The 26,391-nt window shown below is 59.4% G+C and carries 21 protein-coding genes; 8 read left to right on the forward strand and 13 right to left on the reverse strand.

The window, feature by feature from the left end:
- The first annotated feature begins 166 nt into the window (after positions 1-166).
- Complete coding sequence (locus tag EGT36_RS09730; protein WP_037090851.1) at positions 167-661, forward strand: 2-thiouracil desulfurase family protein; 495 nt, start codon at positions 167-169, stop codon at positions 659-661.
- A 55-nt stretch (positions 662-716) separates the two neighbouring features.
- Here the strand turns inward: EGT36_RS09730 and EGT36_RS09735 are convergent, their stop codons facing one another.
- The 3 genes from EGT36_RS09735 to purD all read right to left on the reverse strand — a co-directional run bounded on the left by EGT36_RS09735 (position 717) and on the right by purD (position 4,799).
- On the reverse strand, positions 717-2,540 hold the full coding sequence (locus EGT36_RS09735) for a methyl-accepting chemotaxis protein (protein WP_004440129.1): 1,824 nt from the start codon (positions 2,538-2,540) through the stop codon (positions 717-719).
- A gap of 316 nt (positions 2,541-2,856) precedes the next feature.
- Positions 2,857-3,372 (reverse strand): plant virulence effector HPE1-like domain-containing protein, encoded by a 516-nt coding sequence (locus tag EGT36_RS09740; protein WP_022555665.1) that lies wholly within the window; start codon positions 3,370-3,372, stop codon positions 2,857-2,859.
- A gap of 155 nt (positions 3,373-3,527) precedes the next feature.
- On the reverse strand, positions 3,528-4,799 hold the full coding sequence (gene purD, locus EGT36_RS09745) for a phosphoribosylamine--glycine ligase (protein ID WP_125270339.1): 1,272 nt from the start codon (positions 4,797-4,799) through the stop codon (positions 3,528-3,530).
- 424 nt (positions 4,800-5,223) lie between these two features.
- Here purD and EGT36_RS09750 point away from each other — a divergent pair, with 424 nt between their 5' ends.
- The 4 genes from EGT36_RS09750 to ubiA all read left to right on the forward strand — a co-directional run bounded on the left by EGT36_RS09750 (position 5,224) and on the right by ubiA (position 11,129).
- Positions 5,224-7,548, forward strand: coding sequence for a Tex family protein (locus EGT36_RS09750; RefSeq protein ID WP_125270341.1), 2,325 nt, complete (start codon positions 5,224-5,226; stop codon positions 7,546-7,548).
- A 168-nt stretch (positions 7,549-7,716) separates the two neighbouring features.
- On the forward strand, positions 7,717-8,973 hold the full coding sequence (locus tag EGT36_RS09755; protein ID WP_037090848.1) for a cyclopropane fatty acid synthase: 1,257 nt from the start codon (positions 7,717-7,719) through the stop codon (positions 8,971-8,973).
- Between the two features lie 282 nt (positions 8,974-9,255).
- Positions 9,256-10,056, forward strand: a complete 801-nt coding sequence (locus EGT36_RS09760) for a MipA/OmpV family protein (protein WP_037090943.1) — start codon at positions 9,256-9,258, stop codon at positions 10,054-10,056.
- A 119-nt stretch (positions 10,057-10,175) separates the two neighbouring features.
- Positions 10,176-11,129, forward strand: a complete 954-nt coding sequence (ubiA, locus tag EGT36_RS09765) for a 4-hydroxybenzoate octaprenyltransferase (protein ID WP_037090847.1) — start codon at positions 10,176-10,178, stop codon at positions 11,127-11,129.
- A 76-nt stretch (positions 11,130-11,205) separates the two neighbouring features.
- Here ubiA and EGT36_RS09770 read toward each other — a convergent pair whose 3' ends face one another.
- Positions 11,206-11,772 (reverse strand): DUF6101 family protein, encoded by a 567-nt coding sequence (locus EGT36_RS09770; RefSeq protein ID WP_004440141.1) that lies wholly within the window; start codon positions 11,770-11,772, stop codon positions 11,206-11,208.
- Between the two features lie 365 nt (positions 11,773-12,137).
- Here EGT36_RS09770 and EGT36_RS09775 point away from each other — a divergent pair, with 365 nt between their 5' ends.
- Positions 12,138-14,576 (forward strand): DUF1217 domain-containing protein, encoded by a 2,439-nt coding sequence (locus EGT36_RS09775; RefSeq protein WP_022555670.1) that lies wholly within the window; start codon positions 12,138-12,140, stop codon positions 14,574-14,576.
- Positions 14,577-14,628: 52 nt separating this feature from the next.
- Here the strand turns inward: EGT36_RS09775 and EGT36_RS09780 are convergent, their stop codons facing one another.
- Positions 14,629-15,579 (reverse strand): LysR substrate-binding domain-containing protein, encoded by a 951-nt coding sequence (locus EGT36_RS09780; protein ID WP_004440144.1) that lies wholly within the window; start codon positions 15,577-15,579, stop codon positions 14,629-14,631.
- A gap of 203 nt (positions 15,580-15,782) precedes the next feature.
- Here EGT36_RS09780 and EGT36_RS09785 point away from each other — a divergent pair, with 203 nt between their 5' ends.
- Positions 15,783-16,064, forward strand: a complete 282-nt coding sequence (locus tag EGT36_RS09785) for a YjiS-like domain-containing protein (RefSeq protein ID WP_004440146.1) — start codon at positions 15,783-15,785, stop codon at positions 16,062-16,064.
- 178 nt (positions 16,065-16,242) lie between these two features.
- Here EGT36_RS09785 and EGT36_RS09790 read toward each other — a convergent pair whose 3' ends face one another.
- The 7 genes from EGT36_RS09790 to EGT36_RS09825 all read right to left on the reverse strand — a co-directional run bounded on the left by EGT36_RS09790 (position 16,243) and on the right by EGT36_RS09825 (position 23,847).
- Positions 16,243-17,616, reverse strand: coding sequence for a glutamate--cysteine ligase (locus tag EGT36_RS09790; protein WP_037090846.1), 1,374 nt, complete (start codon positions 17,614-17,616; stop codon positions 16,243-16,245).
- Positions 17,617-17,733: 117 nt separating this feature from the next.
- Positions 17,734-18,471 carry a 16S rRNA (uracil(1498)-N(3))-methyltransferase gene (locus EGT36_RS09795; protein WP_037090845.1) on the reverse strand — a complete coding sequence of 246 codons (738 nt, stop codon included), beginning with the start codon at positions 18,469-18,471 and terminating at the stop codon, positions 17,734-17,736.
- A 14-nt stretch (positions 18,472-18,485) separates the two neighbouring features.
- Positions 18,486-19,991 (reverse strand): inorganic phosphate transporter, encoded by a 1,506-nt coding sequence (locus EGT36_RS09800; protein ID WP_125270343.1) that lies wholly within the window; start codon positions 19,989-19,991, stop codon positions 18,486-18,488.
- 161 nt (positions 19,992-20,152) lie between these two features.
- On the reverse strand, positions 20,153-20,593 hold the full coding sequence (locus EGT36_RS09810) for an NUDIX hydrolase (RefSeq protein WP_037090843.1): 441 nt from the start codon (positions 20,591-20,593) through the stop codon (positions 20,153-20,155).
- Positions 20,594-20,880: 287 nt separating this feature from the next.
- A complete protein-coding gene (locus EGT36_RS09815) occupies positions 20,881-21,627 on the reverse strand; it encodes an HAD-IIB family hydrolase (RefSeq protein ID WP_037090842.1) in 747 nt (248 codons plus the stop codon).
- Positions 21,624-22,970 carry a glycosyltransferase family 4 protein gene (locus EGT36_RS09820; RefSeq protein ID WP_172965638.1) on the reverse strand — a complete coding sequence of 449 codons (1,347 nt, stop codon included), beginning with the start codon at positions 22,968-22,970 and terminating at the stop codon, positions 21,624-21,626. Before EGT36_RS09820 ends, EGT36_RS09815 begins: the two co-directional genes overlap by 4 nt.
- Before the next feature lie 103 nt (positions 22,971-23,073).
- Positions 23,074-23,847, reverse strand: coding sequence for a FadR/GntR family transcriptional regulator (locus tag EGT36_RS09825; RefSeq protein WP_037090840.1), 774 nt, complete (start codon positions 23,845-23,847; stop codon positions 23,074-23,076).
- Positions 23,848-24,135: 288 nt separating this feature from the next.
- Here EGT36_RS09825 and EGT36_RS09830 point away from each other — a divergent pair, with 288 nt between their 5' ends.
- The gene (locus EGT36_RS09830) at positions 24,136-25,410 is read left to right on the forward strand and encodes a DUF3422 family protein (RefSeq protein ID WP_037090942.1); all 1,275 of its coding nucleotides are present in this window, start codon (positions 24,136-24,138) and stop codon (positions 25,408-25,410) included.
- A 3-nt stretch (positions 25,411-25,413) separates the two neighbouring features.
- On the opposite strand, the gene EGT36_RS09835 is transcribed toward EGT36_RS09830, so the two are convergent.
- Positions 25,414-26,313 (reverse strand): LysR family transcriptional regulator, encoded by a 900-nt coding sequence (locus EGT36_RS09835; RefSeq protein ID WP_004440165.1) that lies wholly within the window; start codon positions 26,311-26,313, stop codon positions 25,414-25,416.
- Positions 26,314-26,391 lie beyond the last annotated feature (78 nt).

Here is a 26,391-nt window from a genome sequence, read left to right on the forward strand (position 1 = left end):
CTCCCCCTCAAGGGGGAAGATCGACTTGTGGCGAGCTCTCAACCACATTGAACGTTTCGGGAAGAGGGGGAGCATGCCTCTCGCCGATCTCCCCCCTTGAGGGGGAGATGCCCGGCAGGGCAGAGGGGTTAAGCCACAGCCTCAGCTCCCGCAGGATAACTTCCCATTGACCCACCCCACCTCCAAAATCCTCATCAGCGCCTGCCTCCTCGGCCAACCTGTCCGTTACGACGGCAGAGGCAAGCACTTCTTCCACCCGGCGATCGACCGCTGGCGCAGCGAAGGCAGGCTGGTGGCGATCTGTCCGGAGATGGCGGGCGGTATGCCCGTGCCGCGCCCGCCGGCGGAAATCGAAGATCGTGCCTCCGGTCTCGATGTGCTGGAGGGCCGCGCCCGCGTGCTGGAGGTGACCGGCGGCGATGTCACGGCGCAATTCATTGCCGGCGCAGAAAGGGCGCTGGCCTTTGCGAGGGCCAATGCCTGCACATACGCGCTTCTGATCGACGGCAGCCCGTCCTGTGGATCGGTTGCGATCTATGACGGTTCGTTTTCTGGCGTCAAACATGCGGGCAACGGGGTGACGGCGGCGCTGCTCGAAAAAGCCGGTATTGCCGTTTTTTCACCTGCCGATATCGACCGGCTGGATGTGCTGACCCGTTAAAAGAAAAGCGCCGGAGTTCCCCGGCGCCTTTGTTCATCGATAGTCTTGCGGCGTATCACCCCGCCATGCGCAGCTCATGCGCCATGGCATGAAGCTGATGGCCGGACGACACGCGGAAGCCGCGGATGAGGTTCAGCAGTTCCTCGGTGTCCACGGCAAGCGCTTCCGCTGAAGCCGTGGTTTCTTCCGCCATGGCCGCATTGTGCTGGGTGGCGACGTCGAGCTGGTTGAGCGATGAGGAGATCGAGCGCAGCGTCGTATCCTGTTCGGCCGCCGAATGGGCGATCTTGCTGACGATCTCGTTAGCGGATTTGATCTGGTCGGAGATACGCTTCAGTGCATCGCCGGCCTCGCCCACAAGCCGCACGCCATTTTCCACCTGGGCGGAAGAGCGGGCGATCTGGTCCTTGATCTCTTTGGCGGCAGCCGCGGATTTCTGTGCGAGTTCGCGCACTTCCTGCGCTACCACGGCAAAGCCCTTGCCAGCCTCACCCGCGCGAGCAGCTTCGACGCCAGCATTCAGTGCCAGAAGGTTGGTCTGGAAGGCGATATCGTCGATCACGCCGATGATGTTGGAAATCTGGTCGGAAGACTGCTCGATGCCGCTCATCGCCATGATCGCTTCTTCCACCACACGGTCGCTGCGCATGGCTTCCGAGCTGACGGTGGTGACACGCTTGGCGGCGTCAGCTGCCCCTTCCGCCGTCTGGCGCACCGCAACGGTCAGTTCGTCAAGCGCTGCGGAGGTCTCTTCCAGATTGGCAGCCTGCCGTTCGGTACGCTGCGATAGCTCGTTGGAGGCCTTGCGGATTTCTTCCTTTGAGCCGCCAATGTCGATGCTCTTGGAATTTACCTTGGCCATGGCGGCATCGAGATGGGTCAGGGCCTCGTTGAAATTGTCGCGCAGCGTTGCGTAACGGTTGCCGAGGTCGCCGCAGCGCACGGTCAGATCGCCGCCGGCCAGCTTTTCCAGCGCCTCGCCGATGGTGGCGACCACACGCGCCTGCAATTCTGCCTCGTCGCGCTGCATGTCGAGGTTGTTCTGGCGCTCGGCATTGAGCTGTTGCTGCTGTTCTTCCTCACGGCGCTGCATGGCATGGCGCTCGCGTACCTTGTCCTGAAGCGAGGCAGTAGCCTTCGCCATCATGCCCACTTCGTTGGTGAGGCCAGTATGGGGAATGGCGAGCGAGACGTTTTCATTGGCGACTTCGCCAAGCGCGCGGTGAATATCGCCGAGGGGCTTCGAGATACCACGGATGACATAGAAAGCGGCTGCAAGCGCCAGCACGAAGATCAACGCGCCGATGGATAGCGCCTTCATCACCTCGCCGCGCACCTGTGCGTTCAGATCATCGATGTAAACGCCGGTCACGACCACCACCTGCCAGGGTTCGAAGGCAAGTGCATAGGAGCTCTTGGCGTAGTCATTGCCTTCCATGCCGGGCTTCGGGCCGTAGAAATCCGTCTGGCCGCCGCCATTGCGACCAAGCCGCACCAGCTCGTCACGATAAGCGAAACCCTTGCTGTCAGGCTTGCCCTTGAAGTTCTCGCCGACGCGCTTGGCATCGGGATGGAACTTCATCGTTACATCGTAATCATAACCGAAGAGGTAGCCATCCGGGGTGAAGCGTATGGCGCTGACGGTCGCATAAGCCTGCTTCATGGCCTCGTCGCGCGAAAGGGTGCCGGCCTTTTCCTTGTCGTGGAAGGATTGCAGGATGGAGATGGCCGACTGCACCTGAGTCCGCAGCATACCGTAGCGTTCCTCATAGATCGCGTCGGTGGCGGACTTCAGCTGGTAGAAGGTTGCCACGGCGAAGGCGGCCATCAGGGCCACTACAAGAACGATCAACTGACGGGAAATGGAAAGGTTCTTCATGGGCGCTCACAAGCGTTTGGCCTCGCGCGCCTCGCTTTGCCGCGCGCTGCCGGTGTTTCGGAAAAGGGAGAAGCGCATGATGCGCCGGGAAGGGCCTGAAGAGCGGCATCCGCCCAAGGCCTTATGCTGTGCTGCATTGCACCATGAGATGACTTAGCAGCCAAAAATTTGAAGATATATTTAATTAGTGGAAGCTTTATCACGCCAGCCGGCGGAATAACCCCTCGGGGATTTTTAATTCCCCAAATGGTTGCTGACGACCGTGAAAAATACAGCGCGGACGCGATTGTTTGACATTTGTCATCCAACCCGCAGGTCAGTTGCCGCGCAATTGGAAGTCCGGGAAGTTGGTCGGAGCGGGCAAGGCAGAAGCGCGTGAGGGGGCCGCCGCATCGGTACTCGAAATTTCCTTCGTAGCCGCAGTGGTGGTCGTCATGTCTATGCCGCCGGGCGTCGCAGCGGTTTCCTGCGTATGCGCCGTTGGCTCCACGTCGTCATAGGTGGCGATTGCGGTGCCAGACGCTTCCTTCGGCATCCATGCCGGATTGGTGCTGACAAATGTCACGGGCGCGCCGCCGAGCCATGCTTCCGTGCGCACCAGCGTCTGCTTGCCATCCACTTCCCGCATTTCCGTGTGCTGGGTCCCGGGTTCTATGGAAGGAATGCTGTAAACCTGCGCCGCGGTTTTCTCCTTGACCTGCTGGCAACCCGTGCAGTCGCGACGGATGAAGCTGCCATTGGTGGTATGAACACCGTTGATATATTCGATAGAAGACGCCATGGCAGACCCGCCGGTCAGCACGACAATCGCTGTCAGAAGAAGACGCCGCATCGAAAAAGCCCCCAAATAACGGCGCCGCCTCGTGATCCGGGCAAAGTGCGCCATTCCATGTTCGGGCAAGTATTACCGGCGTTTCGTTTCCATCGGGTCAGCAAACTTGGTAAAAATTGAACGAAATATTCGTTGCCGGCCCGTTTGATCTAAAATCAGACCTTTTCGCGCGCCACAGCCTGCCAGCCGATATCGCGCCGGCAAAAGCCGTTTTCCCACTCCACCCTGTCCGCCAGCGCGTAGGCGTGGGCCTGCGCCTCCGTCACGGTCTTTCCAAGGGCGGTAACGTTCAGCACGCGGCCACCCGTAGCCACCAGCCTGTCGTCCTTCAACTCAGTCCCGGCATGGAACACCTTCGCTTCTTCGCTCGCTTCAGGAATATGCGCGATCGGCGTGTTCTTGTCGTATGCGCCGGGGTAACCCTTGGAAGCCAGGACGACGGTCAGCGCAGCCTCGTCGCGCCATTCCGCGTCAACCCTGTCCAGTGTGCCAGTGGCCGTGGCGTAGAGGATGGGCAGCAGATCACTTTTCAGGCGCATCATCAGCACCTGGCATTCTGGATCGCCGAAGCGCACGTTGTATTCAATGAGTTCCGGGCCCTTAGCGGTAATCATCAGTCCAGCAAAGAACACGCCGGAGAAGGGATTACCATCTTTCGCCATGCCCGAGATCGTCGGCTCGATGATTTCTTTCATGGTGCGCTCCACCATGGTCGCGGTCATTACGGGGGCGGGCGAATAGGCACCCATGCCGCCCGTATTCGGACCGGTATCACCATCACCGACGCGCTTGTGATCCTGCGCGGTTGCGAGCGCCAGCGCGGTCTTGCCGTCGGAAAGGCAGAAGAAGCTCGCTTCCTCGCCATCGAGGAAGGCCTCCACCACCACTTCGGCGCCGGCCGCGCCGAAAGCGCCGTCGAAGCAGTCGTCAATCGCGGCAAGCGCTTCCGCTTCCGTCATGGCCACGGTCACGCCCTTGCCGGCGGCAAGCCCGTCGGCCTTGATGACGATGGGCGCACCCTGTGCGCGGACGTAGTCCTTGGCCGGCTCTGCGGATTTGAAACGCTGGTAAGCGCCGGTCGGAATATCGTAGCGCGCGCAGAGATCCTTCGTGAAACCCTTGGAACCCTCCAGCTGCGCTGCCGCTTTCGATGGCCCGAAAGTGGCGATGCCGGCGGCACGCAGGTCATCCGCCAGACCGGCGACCAGCGGCGCTTCCGGGCCGATGACGACGAAGTCGATTGCCTTTTCTTTCGCAAAGGCGATGACGGCAGCATGATCTTCCACGTTCAGCTCCACTAGCATCGCATGGTCGGCGATGCCGGGATTGCCGGGGGCGGCGTAGAGCGCATCAAGCAGGGGAGACTGGGCGATTTTCCACGCCAGCGCATGTTCGCGTCCGCCGGAACCGATCAACAGAACTTTCATGGTCAATACCCCTGCAAAATTCGCCAGTAACCTTGTGTCAGGGGCGTTAAGGGCAGGGGGGCGAAAGGTCAAGACGAATATGTGGCGATTGCCGCGCGTTTAGCCTGCGAATAGAGGCTGCAAATCCCGCCTCCGTCATGCCGGACTTGATCCGGCATCCAGCCACGGCGCGTCTGCGCCGTGAAAGAGTCTTAAGCGATCAAGGACTTGATCGCACTGGATTCCGGATCAAGTCCGGGGTGACGGTGTGCGGATGGTGCCGTTCTGCATCAGAAATCGCTTTTCGAGACGCCGCGGTCAGTACGATGAATTGCCTGTCTTTCCCCTGAAGTCAGCCTTTCCTGTGGAATCGTTGTCGCCTCTTGTTGTCACGCCACAATCAGACATTATGGTCGCCGCTCCAGATATGACAGCAGAGACCCATATGACCGCAGACAACGCCCGCCTCGCCACGCTCATCGCCTCCGAAATCAACGCCCGTCCCGATCAGGTAAAGGCGGCGGTGACCCTGCTGGACGAGGGCGCGACCGTACCCTTCATCGCCAGATACCGCAAGGAAGTGACGGGAGGGCTTGACGATACCCAGCTGCGCACGCTTTCGGAACGCCTTGTCTATCTGCGCGAACTCAATGCACGTCGCTCTTCCATCGTCGATTCCATCAGCGGGCAGGGAAAGATGACCGATGAGCTGATAGTCAAGATCATGCAGGCGGGCACCAAGGCCGAGCTGGAAGACCTCTACCTGCCCTATAAGCCGAAGCGCCGCACCCGTGCCGAAATCGCCCGGGAGCGCGATCTTGGCCCGCTTGCCGAAGCCATCTGGGAAAACCGCGCCGCCGATCCGGCGAAACTGGCGGAGGCCTATGTGCAGGGCGAGGTGGCCGATGTGAAGGCGGCGCTCGAGGGCGCGCGCGACATCGTGGCTGAAACCATGACGGAAAATGCCGATCTGCTTGGCCGCCTGCGCGATTACATGCGCCAGAACGCCACCTTCCGCGCCAAGGTGGTGGATGGCAAACAGGCGGCCGGCGAGAAGTTTTCCGATTATTTTGACCATTCCGAACGCTGGGCGGCGGTGCCGGGCCACCGGGCGCTTGCCATGCTGCGCGGCTGGAACGAGGAAATTCTGACATTGACGATCGATGTTGATGCAGACGATCCCGCACCGGTGAAGCCGGCGCAGCGCACCATCGCCGCCGCCTTCGATATCCGCAATGCTGGCCCCGCCGATCAATGGCTGATGGAGGTCGCCGGCTGGACCTGGCGCGTGAAACTCTCCATGTCGCTGTCGCTCGACCTGATGCGCGAGTTGCGTGAGCGGGCGGAAGAAGAGGCGATCAACGTCTTCGCACGGAACCTCAAGGATCTCCTGCTGGCCGCCCCCGCCGGATCGCGCGCCACCATGGGTCTCGATCCGGGCATCCGCACCGGCGTCAAGGTGGCCGTGGTCGATGGCACCGGCAAGCTGCTGGACACCTCGACGGTTTACCCCTTCCAGCCGAAGAACGACGTGCGCGGCGCGCAGGCGGAACTCGCCTTGCTCATTCGCAAGCACAATGTCGAGCTGATCGCCATCGGCAATGGCACCGGCAGCCGCGAGACGGAAAAGCTGGTGGCCGATCTTCTGGCCCAGATGCCGGCTTCCGCTTCAGATACAAAGCCCACCAAGGTAATCGTGTCGGAGGCGGGCGCATCCGTCTATTCCGCTTCGGAGCGGGCGGCGGCCGAATTCCCCAATCTCGACGTTTCGCTACGTGGAGCAGTCTCCATCGCCCGCCGCCTTCAGGACCCGCTGGCGGAACTGGTGAAGATCGAGCCGAAATCTATCGGCGTCGGTCAATACCAGCACGATGTCGATCAGGGCCGCCTCAGCCGCTCGCTCGATGCTGTCGTGGAAGATGCCGTGAATGCCGTCGGCGTAGACCTCAACACGGCCTCGTCGCCGCTTCTGGCGCGGGTTTCCGGTCTCGGTGCCTCGATTGCCGATGCCATCGTTGCCCATCGCGATCAGACCGGTCCATTCGCGAGCCGCAAGGAATTGCTCAAAGTGCCGCGCCTCGGCCAGCGCACCTTCGAACAATGCGCGGGCTTCCTGCGCATTCCAAACGGCAAGGAGCCGCTCGATGCCTCGTCCGTTCACCCGGAAGCCTATGGCGTGGCGAAGAAGATCGTCGCCGCCTGCGGCCGCGATCTGCGCTCGCTGATGGGCGATAGCGCCACCTTGAAGTCGCTGGACCCTAAGAAGTTCATCGATGAGCAATTCGGCCTGCCGACCGTCAAGGACATCATCGCCGAACTGGAAAAGCCCGGCCGTGACCCGCGCCCGAGCTTCAAGACCGCGACCTTTGCCGAGGGTGTGGACGAGATCACCGATCTGAAACCCGGCATGTTGCTGGAAGGCACCGTTACCAATGTGGCTGCCTTCGGCGCCTTCGTGGATATCGGCGTGCATCAGGACGGGCTGGTGCATGTCTCGCAGCTCGCCGACCGTTTCGTGAAAGACCCGCATGAGGTCGTCAAGGCGGGTGATGTCGTCAAGGTGCGAGTCGTTGAAGTGGATGTGAAGCGCAAGCGCATCGGGCTGACCATGCGTAAGGATGGTGGTGAGGCTGCGCCGCAGCCGATGCGGGAGAAGGGCAATACCAACGCCATGCGCCACGCGACATCCAAGCCCAAAGATCGCAACGAGGGGTCGCAATCCGGTGGTGCACTGGCAGCTGCCCTGGCTGAAGCCATGAAGCGGCGCTGACCTGCGGTTGAAATGATTTTTCTGAGTAAAGCCCTGCCATACACCTCGGCAGGGCTTTTTGCTTGATGAAATCGTTCAATTTTTTTGAAATAAGACTATCTTGCAACTTATGCCGAAAGGAATACGGTCAGCAAAATTGATAAGTGAGACTTAGCAATTGGGGGTGCCATGGCGTCGTCTCTGCATGTTCTTCTCGAAAAGATAATCAAGAACGGTGATCTGACCGTCAACAGCCCCGGCGGCAGCCGCACATTCGGCAATGGTGCCGGAAAGAAGGTGGTTCTCAACTTCACCGACGAAGCCGCCATGCAGGAGATTGCCGCCGATCCGGCGCTCAAGCTTGCTGAAATGTACATGGAAGGCCGTGTGAAGGTCGCGGAAGGCGACATTTATGATTTTCTGGCGCTGGTCAAAAGCAATACGCTGAGCGAAGCCCTGTCCTTCGGCATGATCTGGCGTGGCATGGCTCGCATCATCGCCGCCCGCATCAAGATGCATCTGCCGGTCAATCACAACAAGAGCAACGTCGCCCACCATTATGATCTGAGCGCAAAGCTGTTTGACCTCTTTCTCGATGAGGACTGGCAATATTCCTGCGCCTATTTCAATCCGCCCGGCATCAGCCTCTATGAGGCGCAGGTCGCGAAAAAGCGGCACATCGCCGCCAAGCTGATGACCGAGCCGGGCCAGAGTGTTCTGGAAATAGGCTCCGGCTGGGGCGGCATGGCCATGTATATCGCCGAGAGCGCCGGAGCCGATGTCACCGGCATCACGCTTAGCGAGGAACAGCTGCGCGTTTCCCGCGACCGAGCCGCAAAACGCGGTCTTGCCGGCAATGTCCGCTTCGAGTTGCAGGATTACCGTTATCTGCCTGCCTCGAAAAAATACGACCGCATCGTCTCCGTCGGCATGTTCGAACATGTCGGGCCGACCCATTATCGCGACTATTTCGAGAAGGTGGCGGAGGTGCTTGATGACAAGGGCGTGATGGTGCTGCATTCCATCGGTCAGCCCTATCCGGCACTGGCGACCAACCCTTTCATCGAAAAATATATTTTCCCCGGCGGCTATATCCCATCGCTTGCGGAAGTGTTGCCGGCCCTCGAGAAGTCGCGGCTGCTGGTAAAGGATATCGAAATTCTGCCCATGCATTATGCCCATACGCTTCGCCACTGGCGGGAACGTTTCGTGGCACGCAGGGCAGAAGCGATCGCGCTTTACGATGAGCGCTTCTTCCGCATGTGGGAGTTTTATCTGGCGGGGTCGGAAATGGCCTTCACCCATGAAAACTTCCACATCTTCCAGATCCAGATCGCCAAGGACCGCGATGCCGTGCCGCATAATCGCGACTACATTGCGCAGAACGAGGCAAAGCTGCTGGAGTTTGAGAAGACCCGGGCGCCGCTGGAGAAGGTGACATTCTGACGACGGTGTGGGCGGCGAGTGACCGAATTGCGGAGAGTATTGACAAGCGTCTCCGCAATCTCGGCGTCACCCTGGGCTTGTTCCGAGGATCTATCCACGTTGCGTAAAGTCCTTCGGTCGCAGATGCTCGGGACAGGCCCGAGCATGACGAACGAGAGGTTTGGCACCGTGTCGTGAGCCTCGCAGTGGTGTCTGCTTCTTAACGCACTGGTTAATCGAATGGAAAGACAATCCCTCTAATTCTACGGACACCTGTCTGTATTGCGTTTCTGGGGTTCTTTCATGTTCAAGCCATCAGCGGCCGCCGCCGCCTGTATCCTGTCGCTTTTTGCCGTGGGCAATGCCCATGCAGATGGCTGGTTTTCCGGCGACTGGTATCTGAAACTCGGCGGCGCGGGTTTCACCGCGCCGAAATATCAGGGCGATAACAAGAATGAATTCGGCTTTTCGCCCATCATTTCCCTCGGCCGTCAGGGGCAGGGCGCCCGTTTCACCTCCCGGAACGACAGCGCCTCGATCTCGCTTCTGGATAACGGCCCGATCAGCATGGGTCTCGCCGGCCGCCTGATTTCTCCACGTGATGAGGGTGATTCTGCCGATCTGAAGGGCATGACGCGTATCAAGCGCGGCGGCGAGCTTGGTGGTTTTGCCGAGGCTTATCCGACCGACTGGCTGCGCGTTCGCGGCGAAGTTCGTCAGGGCATCCGCAGCCACAGCGGCGTGGTCGGCGATGTCGCTGTCGATGCCTTCACCGATATCGCCCCCGGCATCCAGATTTCGGCCGGCCCGCGCGCCACGTGGGTGAGCAGCAAATACAATGAACGTTATTACGGTGTGAGTGCGGCACAGGCGGCCGCCGGCGCGCCATCGCCCTATAGCCCGGGCGGCGGCCTGCATTCGGCCGGTATCGGCGCCGCCATCACCTGGAAAGTCACCGAAAATGCCGAAGTCGGCTCCTTTGCGGAATATCGCCGCCTGACCGGCGATGCCGCGGACAGTTCGCTCGTGCGCGAGCGCGGTTCGAAGAACCAGTTCATCATCGGGGTTCAGGCGAGCTACAAATTCAATTTCTCCCTGCCCTGACACGAGTGGAGATATGCTCCTGAAAAGCCCCGCCGCGAACAGCTGCGGGGCTTTTCTGCGTGTACGGTCGGCTGCTGAAATCCATTCCGATTTTGCGGCTGATGCTGTAGAACCATCCCATGGTTCACCACAGCGATTTGTCAGACCGCGTCTCCGACGCGCCATCCAATAACTGGGTCTATCGGATTTTGCCGAGGCCCCTCTGGCCCTATGCGCAGCTGGCCCGGTGGGATCGACCCATCGGCTGGCAATTGCTGATGTGGCCATGCTTCTGGTCCGCAGCCCTCGCGGCCAACGCGGCGGTGGCGACCGGCGGCTTTTCCTGGGGCACGCTGCTCTGGCATCTAGTGCTGTTCTTCATCGGCTCGGTGGCGATGCGCGGCGCGGGCTGCACCTATAATGATCTGGCCGACCACAAGATCGACATGGCAGTGGCGCGCACCCGCTCGCGACCGCTGCCGTCGGGCCGGGTGAGCCGCGGACAGGCCAAGGTCTTCATCGTCCTGCAGGCGCTTGCCGGGCTGGTCGTCCTCCTGCAGTTCAACAGTTTCGCAATCGCAACCGGTATGTTCTCGCTGTTCTTCGTGGCGATCTATCCCTTCGCCAAGCGCTTCACCAACTGGCCGCAATTTTTCCTCGGCCTTGCCTTTTCCTGGGGCGCGCTGATGGGCTGGGCGGGGCAGTTCGGATCGATTGCCTGGCCGGCTGTCCTGCTTTATGTCGGCTCCATCGCCTGGACGATCGGTTATGATACAATCTACGCCCACCAGGACAAGGAAGATGACACGGCGGTGGGCATCGGTTCTACCGCCCTCCTGTTTGGAGAAAACACACATCGCTGGCTGGTTTTCCTTTATGGCACAGCCCTTGCCATGATGTTCCTGTCGTTCTGGACGGCGGGTGTTAACGTCATTGCCTATAGCGGACTTGCCGCCGCGGCTCTCATGCTGTTCCGGCAGGTATGGGTGCTTGATATCGATGACGTTGACCAGTGTCTCGTGCTGTTCAAATCCAACAACCGCGTCGGCGTGCTGATTTTCGCAGGGCTCATTCTGCCGCTGCTGCTGGCGTAAGCTGCTAGGATAGCGAATACGAAAAAGCCCGGTCGCGTCATCCGCGCCGGGCTTTTGTGTTCTGGATTGAAGAAGATCAGTTGCGGGCGATGATTTCCTTGCCCTCGATCTTCATGCTCATGCCGAGCGAACCGGTGGAACGGCGAACGAGGAAGCGCGGGCGGCGCTCCGCGAAATAGGAATGGCGGCGGCGCGGACGGGTATTCTGGGTGCGCACCTTGCCGAGATGTTCTTCCAGCGGACGGGCGACGCCATCGGCTTCCACCATCAGCATGGGAATGCGGTAGGCCTCGGACCAGCTGCGCCAGTCGGCGGCGATATCGCACAGATCGTGGGCGACGAGAAGCGGAACGCAAAGATCCGGATCGTCGTGATGCAGCTCGAGAGTCACCGTCACCTGCCCGTCACCATGGTCGATGGCGCGGGCGGCAACACCCTTGAAGGCGCGGGCAGGCAGGGCGAAGGACAGAGGCAGGCCGGAAGAGGACAGAACCTTTCTCAGAACGGCGCCCCGTTCATCGAGGGTGACGGCGACATCGGTCGCGCCATTGCCTTTTCCATAGGTGACCTGTTGCGGAAAACGTGCCGGGTCTAACCTGAGAGTGGCGACGGCCCAGTCGGGCTTCAGAACGGTCTTGGTCATGTTTATTCTACCCTTGTTTTACCTGAGAGCCGGTTTCCGGTCTTCTCATCGGGACTTTTCGTCCTCTGATGTCAGGAGAATATCCGCCGCCTGTTCGAGACTGCTTAAAAATCGCGGTTAAGAAAACTTTGCATTCCCAAATGGTTAGCAAAACACACTGTGGCATGGTTTCGCTTGGGTAAAGGAGATCGGGACAATGCGGTTTTTATCCCGGTCGAAATTGTGCTCTTTCAAGCTCCGGGCAAGGCGCGTCCTGCATAGTCGCGTCGGGCCCTGCCGCGCTTCCGGATGGAGGCATGGCGGGGCGGATTCAAGCGGAGTTTCGACGTCCCACGGGGACGAGCGAGGCTCCAGGGGGCATTCGGATGGTATCGACTTATCTCAGCTACGACCTCATCAACCGCGATATGAAGACAAGCATTTCCCGCGTGTCGCAGCAGGCAATCACCGAGCGTCAGACGAAATATTACAAGGAAAACATCGGCAATGTGAAAAGCGTCGATGAATTCCTCGATAACTATCAGCTCTATTCCTATGCCATGGATGCCTTCGGCCTCGGCGAGATGACCTATGCCAAGGCTTTCATGAAAAAGGTGCTGGAGAGCGACCTGAACGACCAGAACAGCTTCGCCAACAAGCTGACCGACGAGCGGTATCGGGAGTTCGCCGCTGCCTTCAATTTCACGGCGTCGACAAAGACGGTTCAGACGGAGGCACAGCTCGACAAGATGATCGGGCTCTACGGGACGTCGATCACCGACATGGATGACAGCCTTGCCGAAGAGACCCGCTATTACAAGGCGATCATCGGCACGGTCACCAACGTTGATCAGCTGCTCCAGAACGACAGGGCCCGCGCCTATATATTTCAGGTCTTCAGCATCGATGAGAAGACCTATACCTATTCCCATATCCGGGGATTGATGACGAGCGACATCGCCGATCCCGACAGCTACCTCAATCAGAAATTTGGCGCTGCCTATAATGATGCGGTCGAAAAGCTGACCATGAAAGGTAATATCGAACTGCACGCGGAGGTCACGGCGCGGATCGCCGCAATCGACACTTCGCTTGCGGGAACGGAACTGACAGACGAGCAGCGCACGGCGCTCGAGGCGGAAAAAGTCACCAGGCAGGACCAGCTGACGCAGCTCGAAGCCGTGTTGCCACCCAAGAGCGAGTGGGAAGCGAAGCTTGCCGCGATCACCGCAGAACAGACGACGCTTTCAAATGCCGTTACCCAATATAACAAGATGGCACAGCTCGCCGCCGCCTTCGAATTCAAAAACGATGGCACCGTTGCCGCCGGCGGGGCGCAGAAAGCTGACAATATCAAGGTGATGACGGATGCCTACATCAGCAGCGCACCGCGCGTAACGCCGACGGTCGCCACGCTGAACCGGGACTATTTCGAATCGAAGATCGGTTCGATCAAGACCGTGGACGAACTGCTCTCGGATACGCGTCTCCTCAACTATATCAAGGTTGCCTTTGACCTTAACGACCTGACGATCGTGACGGCGACGATCGAGAACATCCTGACCAGCGACCTGAACGACCCGAACAATTACATCGCGACTTTTGGCAAGAACGACAAGCGCTACCTCGCCATGAGGAACGCGTTCAATTTCAAGACGGACGGAACGCTTGCCGACGGCACGACGCCGCAGACGACGCTGCAGACCGCGACCACGACAAGCGGCTACATGACCCATTACGGCGAAAAGGATGACGCCGCCGACGAGAAGGCGCTGACCTTATTCAAGAGTGACATTAGAAGCGTCACGTCCGTCAAGGATTTCCTCGACAGCAGCGCAGTCTATAATTATGCGCTGAAGGCCGTCGGCCTCGATCCGGCCAAGGTGAATGCGGCGGATATCCGTAAGGTCCTCACCAGCGACCTTCAGGACAAAAAGAGCTACGTCTATACGCTGAAAGACGAGCGCTATGTCAAACTGGCGGAGCTTTTCAACTTCGCACCGGACGGAAGTCTGGGCTCCCCGGTGCTGGCACAGTCGGAAATCGAGATGCAGACCATGTCGGCTGACTACATCAAGAAGAAGTCGGCTTTCGGCACTGAGAAAGACAAGGAAACCGCCAAGAAGGAGGCGGAATATTTCACGGGCGAGATGCAGAAGATCAAGACGCTCAAGGATTTTCTGAGCAATGATCGTCTCACGGAATTCGCGATGGAATCGCTTGGCATCGATCCCAAAACTGTGACGAAAGAACAGCTGCAGAAGATGTTCTCGTCGAAACTGGATGATGGCGAAAGCTATCTCAACAAGGAAATGGACCCGGTCTTCCGCCGTCTCGTCACCGCCTTCAACTTCGATTCTGACGGCAATATCCTTCACGAAGACCGCAGCCTGATCCAGACACGGCGCGGTCTCTACGAGACACTGGACAATTATCTGACCCAGACCCTGGAGACGCAGGCGGGCGAAGAGAATGCCGGCGTCCGTCTGGCGCTTTATTTCAAGCGCATCGCGGCAGGCACGACGTCCTATTATTCCATTCTTGCCGATACCGCGATCCAGAGTTTCATCAACACCACTTTCGGCATTCCTGACGAACTCGGCAATGCCCCGGTCGATACGCAGGTGGCGATGATGAAGAAATACTTCGACATCAAGGATTTTCAGGACCCGGAAAAGGTAAAGAAGCTCGTCGCGCGTTTTACCGTCATGTATGACAACGCGCAGAACACCACAGATCCCATCATGATGCTGTTCAATGGCAGCGGCTCTGCGGGAATCAGCGGCGATACGCTGCTGGCGGTAGCGACGCTGCGCGCGCGATAGGCGCGTTCGGACCGGCTTGTCAGCAGGGGGCGCTCGACGATCCGCCGCCGGATTACCAGCCCGGCAGCATATGCCCGGCGCGCAGGCGCGGCATCTTCGGATAGGTCTTCACATCGCTGTCCATCTCGTCGACCACGCTCATCGGTGAGATATTGTCGAGGCAGGCGGTGATATGGTCGGTGATGGCATTCACCAGCGATGGGGAAAGGCCCGGTCGTTTCATCAGGCCGATCTGCACCGGCGGCAGCGGCGGGAAGCCGTCTGCGGCGGTCAGAACCTTCATGCCGGTGCGCAGCGCCGATTCCGGCAGCACCGAAACAGCCATGCCCGCCAGCACGGCGGCGGCAACGACGGTTGAAGACCAGCTGGTAAAAAGCACCTGGTAATCGCGCCCGTCGGCATCGAGCGCCGAACAGGCGAGCTGGCGCCAGTGGCAGTCACGTCGTCCGACGGCGAGGGGCACCGGGGCATCGTCCTTCAGCGGATGGTTGGCGGAAGCGACCCAGCACAGCGGTTCGGTGCGCACCACATCCGACGAGCGGGCCCGCGGATTGTGGGTGACGAGAGCGATATCCAGTTCGCCGCGCGCCATTTTCTCCGCAAGGCTAACCGACGGCTCGCAGACGATGTAAAGCTCGACATTCGGATGAGTCTTCGCGAAACGCCCGATGATCTCGGGCATGTAACGGTCGGCATAGTCATCGGGCGTGCCGATGCGCAGCGTGCCCTCCAGCCGGTTGTCATCGAAGGCGGCGATCGCCTCGTTATTGAGGCGGATGATGCGGCGGGCATAGTTCATCAGCTTTTCGCCTTCCGCCGTCAGGCGGTTGCCCCGCCCGTCCTTGGCGAAGAGCTGTTTGCCGATGCGTTCTTCCAGCCGTCGCATCTGCATCGAGACGGCGGACTGTGTCTTGAAAACGCGATCTGCGGCCTTGGTGAAGCTGCCCGTATCGACGATGGCGATGAAGGTGTGCAGCTGGTCTATGTCGAGAGGTGCGGACATGGATGGTCATCCATCAGAATGATTGATGTCTTACATTAGAAACATTCGTTGGACTGATCAATAGTCTTGCGACATTTTGACACCAAGCAAATCAATCTCAACCCCGGGCCGGCGAAACGTCAGGCCCCCAACCCGAGGCAGCTTCTCGCGCGTGGTGCGCCGGGGGCGGTGCCGCATCGTGCCGTTACGAAAGGATAAGTGTCATGCGCACGGCAGAACGGAGAATGGAACTGGAACTTGCAACAGCACGGCCGAACGATACGTTCCGCCGCGTCGCTTTCCGCGTCAAGACCTTCGTGCAGCGCATCTACAATCGTATCGTGGCGAATGGCCTCACCGAGCTGGATGATCGTCTTCTCGCCGATATCGGCCTGGCAAGATCGGACGTCAGCGACGCCCTCAACACGGGCCTTCTGGAAGATCCCACCGCTCATCTGACCCGCGCGGCACGTCGACGGGCAGTAACACGGTTCAAGACCCTTTGAAATAGTGCCATCCGGCGGGCCTCCAGCTGCCGGAGAGGCCCTCCAGCCGAAAGGTTTCCCCGCAGGGTGATTTGCCAATAGCCCTGCCTTTGCCCGGTGTCAGGCCCCCTCGGCCGCACCGGGTTTTTTTATGTCTGCGATTGGCGGTCTCGCGAAACCCGAAGCGGTTCCGCTGGTTTTAATACTGATATTCCTCGAACACAGGAAGAACCGAGCCGTCCCAGCGGCCATTGTAAAGCGCCAGCAAGTCTTCGGCGAGTGTCGTTTTCTTCGCCAATACCTCGTCCAGCGAGGACAGGAATACGGTCTCGTCCTGACCTTCGCCATTCAGCCGGTTGCGGTTTTTCAGTCCGGTGCGGGAAATATCGAGCACTTCGCGCGCGATACCGAGAAGTGGCTTGCCGGCGATTTCGGCATTCAGTCCCTTGGCCGGAACCGCATCACGAAGGGCGATGACCTCGTCGAAGCTCCAGGCCGCCGTCAGTGCGTCGGCAGCGTCCAGCGCTTGCCGATCGTAGAGAAGGCCGACCCAGAAGGCTGGCAGGGCGCAGATGCGTCTCCACGGACCGCCGTCGGCGCCGCGCATTTCCAGAAAACGCTTCAGGCGCACATCGGGGAACAGGGTGGAGAGATGGTTCGTCCAGTCACCCATGGTCGGTTCAGATGCGGCGATTTCGCCCTTGAGCGCACCATTCATGAACTGACGGAAGGTGACATGGGTGCAATCATGGTATTTGCCGTCGCGCACGATGAAATACATCGGCACGTCGAGCGCCCATTCCACATAGTCCTTGAACCCGAAATCCTCGTTGAAGGTGAAGGGCAAGACGCCCGAGCGGCGATTGTCAGTATCGCGCCAGATATCGCCGCGCCACGAGAGAAGACCGTTCGGCTTGCCCTCCGTAAAGGGCGACGAGGCGAAAAGCGCCGTTGCCAGAGACTGCAGCTTCATGGAAACGCGCATCTTCTGGCGCATGTCGGCTTCGGATGAAAAGTCGAGATTAACCTGAATGGTGCAGGTGCGGTACATCATGTCGAGACCCTTGGTCCCGACTTTCGGCATGTAGCGCGTCATGATCGCGTAGCGCGATTTCGGCATGCGTGGCGTTTCGTCAAAGGTCCACAGCGGGCTGCCGCCGATGCCGAGGAAACGGATGCCCATCGGCTCTGCCACTTCGCGCAGCGTCGCCAGATGCTGGTTGGATTCTTTGCAGGTCTGATGCAGGTTCTCAAGCGGCGCGCCCGAAAGTTCGAACTGCCCGCCCGGTTCGATGGAGATGGCACCCATGCCGTGTTGTTCGCCGAGGCCGATGATGTTTTCACCGTCCATTATCGGGTCCCAGCCGAGCTTCTCCTGCATGCCCTTCAAAAGTGCGGAAATGCTGGCATCGCCGAAATAAGGAACCGGCCGGTTGTCCTCGCGGAAAAAGGCGAATTTTTCGTGCTCGGTGCCGATACGGAAATCGGCTTCAGCTTTGTTACCGCCCGCCAGATAATCGGTAAGCTCCGTAACGGAGGAAAGGGGGGTCTGGTCGGTCGTGTCGCGTGCCATGGCTTACCTTGTTATGACGTCTCTGTTGCGGCGAGGCATATGATTGGCAGATAGGGCCGTATCGTAGCTGGAGGCAAATGAATTTCTTTTAAAGATGCATGAAGAGCAACGGAGCATTCAGTTCCAGTCGCCGACCGTGGCCTGAATGACCGCCAGTGCGGCAACCGCAGCCGTATCTGCCCTCAGAATGCGCGGCCCGAGCGGAATGGGGGTGACGAAGTCGAGGCTGCGCAGAAGCTCCCTTTCTTCCTCCGAGAATCCACCTTCCGGACCGACCAGCAATGCGATTTTGCGTTCCTTCACTGCCTGCAGGATCGGCAGCGGATTTTGACCCGTATCGCCTTCGTCGCAATAGATGATGCGCCGGTCGTGGGGCCAGGTGTCCAGTATGTCCTTCAGTTTCACCGGCTCGGCTACCTCGGGCAGGGACAGTATGCCGCACTGCTCGGCGGCTTCGATGGCGTTGGCGCGCAATTTTTCGGTGTTGTGAATCTTGCCTTGGACATGCTGTGTCATCACCGGCTGTAACAGGCCGGCCCCCATCTCCACCGCCTTCTGCACCAGGTAATCCATGCGCCCGACTTTCAGCGGCGCGAAAAGATAATGCAGGTCCGCGGGGTTTGGCTGAGGCCGCGTCTGTTCGAGGGGGACGAGCACGATCTTCTTGCGGCTCGGAAAGGCGAGTTGCGCTTTCCACTCGCCATCGTGACCGTTGAACAGCAGGATTTCCGCACCATCGGTCATGCGCAGCACATTGGCGAGATAGTTGAACTGTTCGGCGGTCGCCTCCAGCGCGACGCCTTCGGCAAGGCTGGCTTCGATATACAGGCGTTGCATCCGGAAATTGGCGCGCATGGGATTTTTCGGCTTTAGCGAAAGAGGAAGGACATGAACCAGTAGAGCAGCGCCGCGAGCGCTGCACTGGAGGGAACGGTGACCAGCCAGGCGGCGATGATCGTCATGAAGTGGGAGCGGCGGACAAGATATCGGCGGCGTATCTCCGAAGGATTGTCGGCATATTTGTCAGACCGGCGGGGTCGGCCGTCACCAACCTGGACCAGATCCTGCCGCCTGCGGGAAGATTGCGTGTACCATTCACGGAAAAAGCCGACGCCGAACACCGCGCCGATCGCCGTATGGGTTGTGCTGACTGGCAGGCCGAAACGCGAAGCGACGAGAACGGTGAGCGCAGTTGCCACCGAAACGCAGAAGGCGCGCATCGGGTTGAGCTTGGTGATCTGCTCACCGACGAGGCGGATGAGGCGCGAGCCATAAAGAAGGATACCGCAGGAGAGCCCGAAGGCGCCGACCAGCATCACCCACAGCGGCGCACGTGCAGAGGTGCTCACCGCCTCGTCATGCAGGGCCCGCACGATGGCAACGACAGGGCCAATGGCGTTCGAAACGTCATTAGCCCCATGCGCGAAGGACATCAGGCCGGCGGCGAGAACGAGCGGCCACTGGAACAGGATGCGAAGCGACTGGTTGCGGTTTTCCAGTCCTTCCGACTGCTTGCGGATGATCGGCACGCCAAGCCGCCAGACGACAAGCCCGGTCACCAGCCCAATCAGGCTGGCGTGGCCAAGCGACACATGCATGAGCTGCCGCAACCCGACCCAGATGAGATAAGCCGTAAAAACACCCGCCATCAAACCGATGAGGACCGGCACCCACCGCTGCGCCGCGCCAATCTTGTCCTCGCGGTAAATGATGAATTCCTTGATGAAAGCAAGGATCATAATGGCTATGGCGGCGCTGATGAAAGGCGCGAGGACCCATGCGAAGGCGATGCTGCCGAGCGACAGCCAGTCCACTGCTTTTGCTCCGTAGGCGGCCATGCCCGCGCCCGCGACTCCGCCCACGACCGTATGAGTGGTTGAAATCGGTGCTCTGGTCCAGGTCGAGATATTGACGAGAAGGCCGGCGGCGAGAAGCGCAGACAGCATTGCCCAGGAGAAAACGGTTCTGTCGGGAATGGTCTCGATGTTGATGATGCCGCTGGAAATGGTTTCGACGACATTGCCGCCGGTGATCAGCGCCCCCGCAATCTCGCAGATCGCGGCGATGATGAGCGCGACGGCAAGCGGCATCGCCTTGGCGCCGACCGCGGGGCCGACATTGTTCGTCACGTCATTGGCGCCGATATTGATTGCCATATAGGCGCCGATGGCGACGGCGGCGATGATGATGACGGCGCCCGAAGTGCCTACGACAAAAGCACCGGCGAAGACCGCCGCCAGAACGACGAACATGAAGCCGGCGCCAAGGCCCGCAAGCTGCTGTGTGACATGCAGCGTCGCTTCTTCGACACGGGTAATCTTGTCGAGATCCTTGTCGAGCGTCGGCTTCATGTTTGATGGCGGCTTCATTGCCATTCAGACCTCGTTTGCCAGCATTCCCTTTCGTCCGGCAGTGTCGCAGGTTGAAGGCAATTTACAGAAAGACTGTTACATCTCGTACATCTTTCCAAAAGGAAAGACGATAAAAGCCGTGTTGGAAAAACAAACTGCAAATTGCCACACCTGGGGCGGCCGCACTATTTTGAATGCGTCATCCGTTTGTCGAAAGCGAGCATCAGCGCTTTCAGTTCCGGCTCGTTCACCCGCCTGGTCGCCTCCTGGGGGCTGACCCATTCCAGTCGCCTGGATTCCTTTTCAGGAAAGCTATCCTGCATTTCGGAAACTTCGAGCAGATGCACCTGAACCCTGCATGGCACATTGATGCCGCTGTTCAGTTTTTTCTCGTATTCGTAGTAACCGAAGGGGGCCTTCTCCACCGTGCCCTTGACGCCTGCTTCCTCATAGGCTTCCTGCTGGGCTACCGCATGGGCCTTTTTATGCGCCATGGGCCAGCCTTTGGGAATGACCCATCGTCCCGTATCCCTGCTTGTCAGCAGCAGCACTTCAGGCCCCGGATTTTTCTTGGAGAACCGATAGCACAGAGCCGCATATTGCTGCCGCGGCGGTCTGCGCAACATCAAGCCAACATCTGTCGCCAATCGATTCAAAATCTTCAATCCGAATAGGTCCTTCTTTGCCTGCCTATGATAATTGCTAATATAGATATCCCGTAAATTCCGCCAATCCCCCAACCTCCATAACCCACTACTGTCTTCACGCTGATGAAGCCTGCGGAAAAGATGATGCGGCAGATTTGCGAACAAAGTTTCGACCGGGTGGTTCCCCGGCCGAACAGCCCGATTGCGGTCTCACGGATGCGTCCTTTTCACACCGTTCGCAACCAAAGCATCGATAACGGAACGCTTCAGGCGGGGCGCAGTCCCCAATGGCGCAGGCCTTCAACCACGCCGTCCGCTTCGGACGCGCCCGAGCGGAAATAACGGCTGTCGAGATCAGCCAGCGATACAAGCTCCGGCAGGGCATTGCCGACAATGACGCCACGAATGTCCGTTAACTCGAACATCGCCCGATCATTGCCAGTATCGCCTGCGACCACTGATTCGTCGAGGCCGATACGCAATTGTCCACATAACCATGCGAGCGCCGCGCCCTTGTCGGCGGCCCTCGGTAATATATCCAGATCGCGCCCGCTGGAATAGACGATCCGGGCTTCGATATCAGCCCCAATCAGCGCAGCCTCGATATCGGCCAGTGCCGCTTCATCTGCATCATGCAGGAACCAGCTGGACTTGAGGCCATGCTGGTAACGCTCCTCCTGCATCGTCACGCCCGGAACAGCGCTCATTACATCGGCAATTTTTTTTGGGTCGAATCCGGTGCCGAGGGAATGTGTGTAGGCGCTCTCCAGGTCGCTGCGCTCCTTGGCATGCAGCATGGTGCCGACCCCGCCGATGATATAATCGGGCCGGGGCAGCGGCACTTCTTCCAGAAGGGCGAGCTGGTCATCCACCAGCCTGCCGCTGTTGAACACCAGAACCGGACGGCGATCGTCCGGCAATGACTGCCAGAAATCCCGGAACCGCCGCGTGGCGTCATTATCGCCCACGACGGTGCCGTCGAGATCCGTTGAAAAAAGGCGAAGCGGTCTCAATCGCCGTCATTCCATGGTTCGGCCCAGTCGGCTTCCTCGAGGACCGGCATCATGGTCCTGCCTTCCACCACGGCCAGAAGCTGCTGAGCAATCCCGGTCCATGTGAAGAGGCTGCGCGCCTTATGCGCGCCCATGCGGGAGAGGCGCCCATAAAGTCGCTCGTGCTTGAACGGCTTCATCATGGTGATGCCAAGATCCTCCTTGTCGAAAGGATCGGCGAATAACGCATGGCGACCATAGCTGACGGCTCGGAACAATCCGCCGTGGATGGTAACAACAGTCGGCGTGCCGCTTGCCATCGCCTCGATGGCCGTCATGCCGAAGGGCTCGTAGCGGCTGGACAGCACGAAGAGATCGGCCGCGCGATAGATGTCGGGCAGGTCTTCATCCGCGACATAGCCGGAGAATACCACCTTCTCCTCCAGTCCGAGCGATTTCACCCGCTCCTTGAGCTGGTTGAGGATGGTGGTTTCCTGCTCGTCCATGTTCTCGCCGCCCACGGCAAGATGCAGGCGGGCCTCCGGCTCGCGCTCGGCAAGAACCGAGAAGCCGTCGATCAGCAGGTCATAGCCCTTGTTGGTAGCAAGTCGCCCGAGCGCCAGCACCACCTTGCCTTCAAATCCGAAACGCTGGCGTATCATCTGCCGTGTCGCATCCGATACCGGGAAAAAGCGGTTGTCGTCATAACCCGGCGGAATCATGTGGATGTGCTTGCGCTTCTGCCCGTAGTCTTCAATGAGGACGTCGAGCTGCACCGGCGTGGTGGCGATCACCATGTCGCAGCTGCGGTAGATGATGAGTTCGTGCTGAATGCGTTCCTTAAAATTGAATTCCAGTTCGAACGTATCGGCCTTTTCCGGATAGTCGGTTTCCATCTGGCGTTTTTTCCAGATGCCCAGCGAATGCGGCGTATGCAGATGCGGGATTTTGAGCGCCTCGGAAAGCCGCTGACCGGCGACGCCTGCGTCCCAGTAATGGCTGTTGATGAAGGAGTAGTTGAGATCGTTTTTCTTGATGAAACGCAGGGCGTTTTCGCACCATTCCATCAGGTGGCGATGCAGATATTCCTTGGGAATGAAGTCACGCCCGCCGCAGGGAATGCGCACCACGCGGACGCGCTCATCGATCTCGTCGAATTCCGGCTGGTCTTCGAAGCGCCGGGTATAAAGATCGACGGTATAACCGAGTTGGCCGAGTTTGCGTGCAAGCTCAAGCACATAAACCACCTGCCCCCCGGTATCAGCCGCGCCCAGTGGCGGATGCGCGGCGACATAGCCATGCGTCGATATGAGAGCTATCCGCGGATAGCGTTCAGTTTCGCTCGTGGTTGTCATGGGTCCCATCTTGGTAAATTTTTCCAATTAACCCGATAAAAAGACCAAAGAGCACAAAAGGTTCCATCAAAACCTGAATAAAATGGATTGCGTATTTCGCCTGAGGGCGTTTTTAACTACTCCGCTGCTGCTGCCGCAAACGGGAAATCCGGTCCCATTCCCGCGCCTGATGCGCCCTGGATGTCGTCTCAACGATGAAGTCGATGTGGGCCTCTGCCGCCGCCCGTGCCGATGCCGGATCGCCGGCGACGATGGCGTCGTAAATGGCGACATGCTGTCTCAGCACCTCGTCATGGGCGCCTGCGATACTGAAGATGATGTGGCGATTATAAAAGATGTCGTCGCTCAACAGCCGGTAGCAGGAGCGCAGCGTGTGCATAAGGACGATGTTGTGCGCCGCTTCGCCGATGGCGTTGTGAAACTCCACATCCCCCGCCAGTTCCTCTTCGAAGCGGCCTGCCTCGTGCGCATCGCGCATCCGCTCGACAATGGCGGCAAGGTTTCGCCTGTCCGGTTCTGTCGCCCGCTGCGCGGCAAGTTCGGCGGTCATGCCTTCAATATAACGGCGATATTCGAGAAAATCCCGCGTCGCCCGGCTGTGGCGGGTGATCAGCGCGCTCAAGGGATCGGAAAAGACCGGCCCGACAATATCGGCGACATAAGTGCCGCCACCATGCCGGCTCACGAGAAGGCCTCGGCTTTCGAGTTCCTTCAACGCTTCCCGAAGAATAGGCCGCGAGACGTCGAGTTTCTGCGCCAGTTCCCGCTCGCCGGGCAGCCGGTCGCCATCGCGCAATATGCCGTCGAGGATCAGTTCTTCGAAACGTAAGATCACCTCCTGCGATGTGCGGCTGTGCTCGATGCGCGCAAAAAGCGTTTCGTCCATCGCAGAAGTCTCCGGCGAAATCCGCCCGTGTTTGATATCGTATAAAGTATCAGGCAAGTCTCGCACTGGTCAAATATTCTGTCCAGTTCTCTCGCTCGCTGTATCAATGCCTGCGGCAACACGGCATCTGCCTTTTTGAATTGGCTTTTGTTAAAGCGGTCCCGACAGGGGCACTACAGCGGATTTTTCTGTCAGGTGGATCAAAACAGTGACATCGGCGTCGATCGTGGTGTTGTCATCACAATCGATGCCTTAGACATCAGCCATAAAAGCGGGGACGATATCGCAATGGCAAAGGGTAGATTTGCATTCGCAAGCGCGCCGGAACGGTCGCTGGCATTGGGCGAGGTGCATGCGCGGCCGACGGTGCTGCTTGCCCCGTCGCGCATCATCATCCAGCTTGCCTTCATGATGGATGGCGGCTCGGCCGTGCACCATTCTGTCATTGCGGAAATGTCGCGCAGCCGCGGTGTTGCGCCGCCGGAACGCGATGCGCGTCACCACGCCATGCCGTGGGGGCAGGGGACATTGCGCTGGGAGCGGCATACCGAATTCTCGACCTGGTTCTGGGATGGCCCTGCGCCGGAAAAATTTGGCGGGGAGATTGCCGGCGATCCCTTCGGTGACGGCTTTTCGCCGCCCGGCTCGCTGATCTCGGGCGTGCGGCTGGAAATTCGCCCGGAGAACGGTTTTACCTCGCAGGCGGAAACAATCTTCGAGCCGACCAGCCTCTGTCATAGCGACGTGCGCGACGGTCAGGCGGCCATCCTCACCGATTTCAGGCAGGATCGCGACGGGCTGACGCAGATATTGGTGATCGACCGCGGCCTCAGCGATTACAGCCGCGGCGCGCTGGTGCAGCGGCTGCTGGATATTGAAACCTATCGCACGCTTGCCATGCTCGGCCTGCCGATGGCGCAGACGCTCTCGCCGGAAATCCGCCGCATCGAGGATGGCTTGACGGGCATCACCCAACGCATGAAAAACGGCGCGCGTGACGAGGCGGATGCGCTGCTGGCCGAAATGACCCGGCTTGCGGCCGAACTTGAAGCCAATGCCGCGCTCAGCCTCTATCGTTTCGGCGCCAGCCGCGCCTATGACGGCATCGTGCGCGAACGCATCCGGGCGCTCGCGGAAACGCCTGTTCAGGGCCATGAGACGATGGGCAGCTTTCTGGAACGGCGTATGGCGCCCGCCATGCGCACCTGCCAGTCGGTGGAAGAGCGGCAGGCCAACCTGTCGCGCAAGCTCTATCGCGCCACGGCTCTGGTTCGAAGCTGGATCGATGTGGAGCTGGAACGGCAGAACACCGTGCTGCTCAACACCATGAACAAGCGCGCCGCGATGCAGCTTCGCCTGCAGCAGACGGTGGAAGGCCTGTCTGTCGCCGCCATCTCCTATTATGTCGTCGGGCTTATCGGTTATCTCACCAAGGCGATCAGCCATGATGTGCTGCCGGTCGACCCGGCCGTGGTCACCGGCGTTTCCGTGCCCTTCGCCGTGCTTGGCGTCTGGTGGGTAGTGCGCCGCATCCGCCGCTCCCATGCGGAGGGCGGGCACTGAGTGTCAGCCCTGCTCCCAATAGGGCGACGGCCCATAAAGCGCGGCGAGATAATCGATGAACAAGCGCACTTTGGCGGGCAGGAACTGTCGGCTGGGATAAACCGCCGAGAGTGTGACGTTGCGCGACCCTTCATAACCGGGCAGCACCTGCACCAACTTCCCGCTTCGCAATTCATGGCCGATATCCCATGTCGAACGCAGCGCAACACCAAGCCCTGATATCACCGCCTCACGGATCACCTCGCTCGAATTGGTGACCAGCATGCCTTCAGGCCGAATGCTGAGCGCGCCGCCCGGTCCCTCCAGCCGCCAGATGTCATTATTGTGCGCCGGCAGGCAGCGATGTTTCTTCAGATCCTCGATCGTATCCGGCATGCCATGCGCGGCTACGTAGTCGGCCGAGGCGCAAAGCACGCGCCGCACCGGTGCCAGCCTGCGGGCCACGAGGCTGGAGGAGTTGAGATCGGCGATACGGATCGCCAGATCGTAACCGCCCTCGATAATATCGATGAACTCATCGCTCAGCACCAGATTGACCGACAGGTCCGGATGCCGCTCCATGAATGTCTTCAGATGTGGCGCGATATGCATGCGCCCGAAAGAGGTGGGTGCGGAAACCTTCAGCGTGCCGTTGACGGTATTGGCCCGGCCGGAGACGAAATCCTCCGCCTCTTCCAGCCCTTCGAGAACAGCCAGCACCCGTTCGTAAAAGCCTTGCCCCGCTTCTGTCAAAGAGATTTGTCGCGTGGTGCGCTGGAACAGCCGGGCACCGAGCTTTTCTTCCAATCGCTTGATGCGCTTGGAAATGACGGCGGGCGAATAACCAAGCTCCTTGGCAGCAAGCGACATGCTGCCGGAGGCGGCAACGCTGGCAAAGACTTCGAGATCACCCAGATTTGTCATAGTTGCCCTTGATTGTTTCCAGAATAGAAAAAATCCATAACATTTGATTACGCGACTTCAAAGTGGTAAAGAAACAAT

Source organism: Agrobacterium sp. FDAARGOS_525 (assembly GCF_003938925.1).
Lineage (GTDB): Bacteria > Pseudomonadota > Alphaproteobacteria > Rhizobiales > Rhizobiaceae > Agrobacterium > Agrobacterium pusense.